The organism is Bradyrhizobium sp. P2_E8, assembly GCF_056403875.1.
The window spans coordinates 1-3,275 of sequence record NZ_JBFUES010000852.1 but is presented as its reverse complement, the minus strand read 5'-3'; the positions used below and the strand labels follow the sequence as shown (position 1 = coordinate 3,275).

Annotated in this window: 4 protein-coding genes; all 4 read right to left on the bottom strand. The window is 64.0% G+C overall.

All coding sequences use genetic code 11. The annotated features are described in order from the left end of the window. A partial coding sequence (locus AC1D00_RS33035; RefSeq protein WP_477013553.1) for an alpha/beta hydrolase family protein occupies window positions 1–565 on the bottom strand: 565 nt, incomplete at its 3' end. Window positions 566–593: 28 nt separating this feature from the next. Then, window positions 594–1,256 (bottom strand): sulfite oxidase-like oxidoreductase, encoded by a 663-nt coding sequence (locus AC1D00_RS33030; RefSeq protein ID WP_477013552.1) that lies wholly within the window; start codon window positions 1,254–1,256, stop codon window positions 594–596. Window positions 1,257–1,260: 4 nt separating this feature from the next. Beyond that, a complete protein-coding gene (locus AC1D00_RS33025) occupies window positions 1,261–2,583 on the bottom strand; it encodes an MFS transporter (protein WP_027544002.1) in 1,323 nt (440 codons plus the stop codon). A 34-nt stretch (window positions 2,584–2,617) separates the two neighbouring features. After that, window positions 2,618–3,275: cytochrome P450 (locus AC1D00_RS33020; RefSeq protein ID WP_477013551.1), on the bottom strand; the 658-nt coding region annotated here is incomplete at its 5' end.

Below are 3,275 nucleotides of genomic sequence, written 5' to 3'. Positions count from 1 at the left end.
TGTGCAGGCCGGTGACGTCCTTGATCMGCTCATGCTCGGCGATGTCTTCGAGGAATTCGCGCTTGATGCGGAATGGACGCCCGGCAAGTGATACTTCGACCTCGCCCTGTGCGCGGATCGCATCGACATGCTCCCTGAACAGGCCGGTGACGTGGGCGGGGTCAGATGGCGCTGCAATGGTCACCACCGCTTTCGCCTCGGGAACCTTGCTGGCCATGGCGAGGATCGCAGCGCCGCCGAGGCTATGGCCGATCAGGATCGACGGCGCCTTGCGCGTCGAACGCAGATGATCGGCCGCGCGCACGAGATCGGCGACGTTCGAGGAGAACGTCGAATTGGCGAAATCACCCTCGCTGGAGCCGAGGCCGGTGAAGTCGAAGCGCAGCACCGCGATGCCCTTGGCAGCGAGCGCGACCGAGATGCGCTTGGCCGCCAGCGTGTCCTTGCCGCAGGTGAAGCAGTGCGCAAACAGTGCGAAAGCCGCGGGTTCGCCGTCCGGCAGCTCCAGCGCGGCTGCGAGCTGATGGCCGCCTTCGCCGGTGAATTGAAAGCGTTCCGTCGGCATGGGCTTCCCCCCGTCTCCTGGTTGAAACTTAGTCGCTTGAATAGCGCTGCTCGGCCCAGGGATCGCCGCGGTTATGATAGCCGCGGACTTCCCAGAAACCCGGTGCGTCGTCGGTCAGGAATTCAATGGCCTGGAGCCATTTGGCGCTCTTCCAGAAATACAGATGCGGCACGACCAGCCGCACCGGGCCGCCATGCTCCTCCGTCAGTGGCTGGCCGGACCAGCTATGGGCGAGCAGGGCGTCCTCGGCGGCAAAATCGTCCAGCGCGAGGTTGGTGGTGTAGCCGTCATAGGAATGCAGCACGACGAAGCGTGCATCCTCGCGCGGCCGGCAGGCGGCGAGCAGCTCGCGCGTGGCGAGCCCCTCCCACTCATTGTCGTAGCGCGACCAGGTCGTCACGCAGTGGATGTCGGAGGTGAACTGGGCCTGCTTCTGTGCAGTGAACTCGGCGAAGGTCCAGAAGACGGGATTTTCGATCGCGCCGTAGACGTCGAGCCGCCAGCGCTCACGCGAGACCGGTGGCACGACTCCGAGGTCGAGCACCGGCCAGTCCTTGGTGAGGTGCTGGCCCGGCGGCAGCCTTTGATCTTCCGGACGCGTGATCCTGCCGGTGAGGAAGCGGCCCTCGCGCGCCCATTTCTCCTTGGTGCGCGTCAGCTTGCTGTCGGGCGGCTCGTTGTCGTCGGCCATCAGCTTACTCGTGGCGATGCATGGCGGAGGCGTGCTTGGTGTCGCGCATGGTGGAATAGATGATCAGCGACAGGCAGATGACGCCGCTGAGGTAGAAGTAGAACCATTCCTCGTGCCCGATGCTCTTGAAGTAGAGCGCGATCGCCGGTGCCGTGCCGCCGAAGATCGAGACCGTGATGGCATAGGGCAGGCCGACGCCGAGCGCGCGGACATTGGTCGGGAACAGCTCGGCCTTCACCACGGCGTTGATCGAGGTGTAGCCGGCGACGAACAGCCAGGCACAGCAGATCAGGATGAAGGCCATGAAGGGCGACTTCGTCTCCTTCAGCGTCATCAGCAGCGGCACGGTCGCCAGCGTGCCGGCGACGCCGAAGAAGATCAGCAGCGGTTTGCGGCCGATCTTGTCGGAGATCGCACCGTAGATCGGCTGCAGGATGGTCGCGAAGATCAGCGTGCCGAAGATCACGAAGGTGGTCTGGTCTTCGGTCAGCCCGACTGAGAGTTTGACGAAGGTCTGCATGTAGGTGGTGAAGGTGTAGAAGGCAGCGGTGCCGCCCGCGGTCAGGCCGACCACCAGCAGCAGCTCGCGCGGATAGCGCAGCAGATTGGTGATCGAGCCGGTCGGCTTCACCACCTTCTTGGCTTCCTCGAACGCCTCGGTCTCGTGCAGATTGCGCCGCATCACCGCGGCAAAGATCGCCAGCCCTGCGCCGATCGCAAACGGGATGCGCCAGCCCCAGGCCTTCAGCTCCTCCGGCGTGAGGAAGACCTTTTGCAGGAGCAGCAGCACGATGATCGCGGTGAGCTGGCCGCCGATCAAGGTCACATATTGGAAACTCGAATAGAAGCCGCGGTGCCTGGGATCGGCGACCTCGCTCAGATAGGTGGCGCTGGCGCCGTATTCGCCGCCGAGGCTCAGGCCTTCGATCACGCGGGCCAGCGCCAGGATCACCGGCGCGGCAAGGCCGATCGTGGCATAGGTGGGTGTCAGCGCAATGATCAGCGAGCCGAAGCACATGAAGACGACGGACAGCGTCAGCGAGATACGACGGCCGTAATGGTCGGCAAGGTAGCCGAAGAACCAGCCGCCCAAGGGCCGCATCAGGAACGTCGCCGCAAACACCACGGCGACGTTCAATTGCTGCACGACCGGGTCGTTGCCGGGGAAGAAGGCCGGGGCGAAGTAGAGCGCGAACGCCGTATAGGCGTAAAAGTCGTACCACTCGACGAGATTGCCGATCGAGCCGATAAAGATCGCCTTGATCCGCCGCTCGGCGTCGGCGATGTCAATGTGGTCGGAGGCCGGTTGGGTTGCTTGCTCAGTCACGTCCGGCCTCTCTCCGTATCTCTGTTGGAGAGGCCTACATCGCCTTTCCGAGCAGAAATGGCAACTGGCGGGGGCCTCTCACCGTGCCCTGCGACCAGGTCACGGTGCCTGCCGGATCGAGCCGGAAGTCCGGAATGCGCTTCAGCCATTCCTCCAGCGCAACCTGCATCTCCATGCGCGCAAGGTTGGAACCGACGCAGCGATGGATGCCGAGGCCGAAGGCGGCGTGGCGGTTCTCGCGGCGGTCGATCACGACTTTGTCAGCGTCCGGAAACATCTTGGGGTCGCGGTTGGCGGCCGGGAACGACAGCAGCACCATGTTGCCCGCCTTGACCGGGCAGCCTGAGATCGTGGTCTCCTTGACCACCTCGCGGGCCATGGTCACCGGCGAATAGGCTCGCAGCAGCTCCTCCACGGCGATCGGGATCAGCCCGGGCTCGGCGATCAGCCGTTCGCGGTCTGCCGGCGTTTTCGCGAGATGCCAGAGCGAGGAGCCGATCGCGCTCCAGGTGGTGTCGATACCTGCGATCAGCAGCAGTCGCAGCGAACCCAGTACGTGCGAATCCTCGAGCGGGTTACCTTCCTTGTCCTTGGCGTTCATCAGATAAGAGATCAGATCGTCGGTCGGCTTCTTCTTGCGCTCCTCGATATGGGCGCTGAAATAGGCGCTCATCTCGTGCACCGCCTGGAGC